Here is a 1,093-nt window from a genome sequence, read left to right as displayed (position 1 = left end):
CGGCGCGCCCGCGGGAGCGCCGCAGCAGGCGCCGGCCGGGTACGGACAGCCGCAGCAGGCGCCGGCCGGGTACGGACAGCAGGCCGCCGGGCACGGCGGGCCCGGCCACGCGGTCCCGCCGCAGGGCGGCTACGGCTACCCCACGCCGGGAGGCGCCCCCGGCCAGGCCCCCGGCAGCCAGGAGGAGAAGTCCGCCGGCCCGCCGCAGAACCTCTGGCTCGCGCTCGGCGCCGCCCTCGTCGCCGCGGTCGTCTGCGTCTTCGCCTACGGCGCGCTGTTCAACGCCATGACGGACCTCGAGGCGGGGGAGACCCGTCAGATCGGCTACGTCTCGCTGCTGGTGGGCGTCATCGTCGGTGCCGGCCCCGCCTTCCTCGCCAAGCGCAACTGGGTCGCCTACGGCGTCGGCGTCCTCCTCGCCGCCGTCGCGATCTACTTCGGCACGATCTTCGGCCTCGCCATGGTCGCCAACGAGCTCCAGACCCTGGTCCTGGGATCGGGCGACGGCGCGATGAGCCTGTTCTTCGGTGACATGGGCGAGCTGATCGAGATGTGGAACGACGGCGCCGAGGCGATGGACTGGGTCTTCATGGCCTTCGCCCCGCTGGGAGCCGTCGTGGTCGCCCAGGGCGTGCTGAAGCGCAGCAAGCAGGACTGACGCACCCGTCCGCACGGCGGACATCGGGCCGGCCCACATCGGGCCGGCCCGTCGGCGCGGCGACCGGCACCACCGGCGGTCGCCGCGCCGCCGTGTCGGGGCCCGGCGCCCCGCACGATCGGGCCGTGCGGCAACCGCGGTGCCGGGAGCCGGAGATAATGGCTCTGCTCGTGCCAGTCCGTCCCCAGGAGAGCGATGAGCCAGCCCTGGCCCCCGACGCCGCGCCCCACGGACCGAGACCGGTCGCGACCGGCCGCGGGCGCGCGGCAGGACCCGGCGCCCACTGTCGGCCCCCGGCCCTCCGGCCCCCCTGCCGGGCAGTTCGCGGGGAACGTCCCCGAGCAGTTCACCGGCCATGCCCCCGGGCGCGCCGCGGCCGGTCCGGCGTACCGTCCGGGGCGGTCTGTGAGGTGGCTGGGGCCGGGATCGAACCGG

Annotated in this window: 1 protein-coding gene; it reads left to right on the top strand. The window is 76.3% G+C overall.

Annotation, left to right across the window (positions count from 1 at the left end; translation table 11 throughout):
• The coding region (locus HCJ92_RS24215; protein WP_167935733.1) for a proline-rich domain-containing protein at nucleotides 1-658 on the top strand (658 nt) is incomplete at its 5' end.
• Between the last annotated feature and the right edge of the window lie 435 nt (nucleotides 659-1,093).

This window comes from Streptomyces spiramenti (genome assembly GCF_012034385.1).
Taxonomy (GTDB): Bacteria; Actinomycetota; Actinomycetes; order Streptomycetales; family Streptomycetaceae; genus Streptomyces; species Streptomyces spiramenti.
This window is presented reverse-complemented; position numbering and strand designations above follow the sequence as displayed.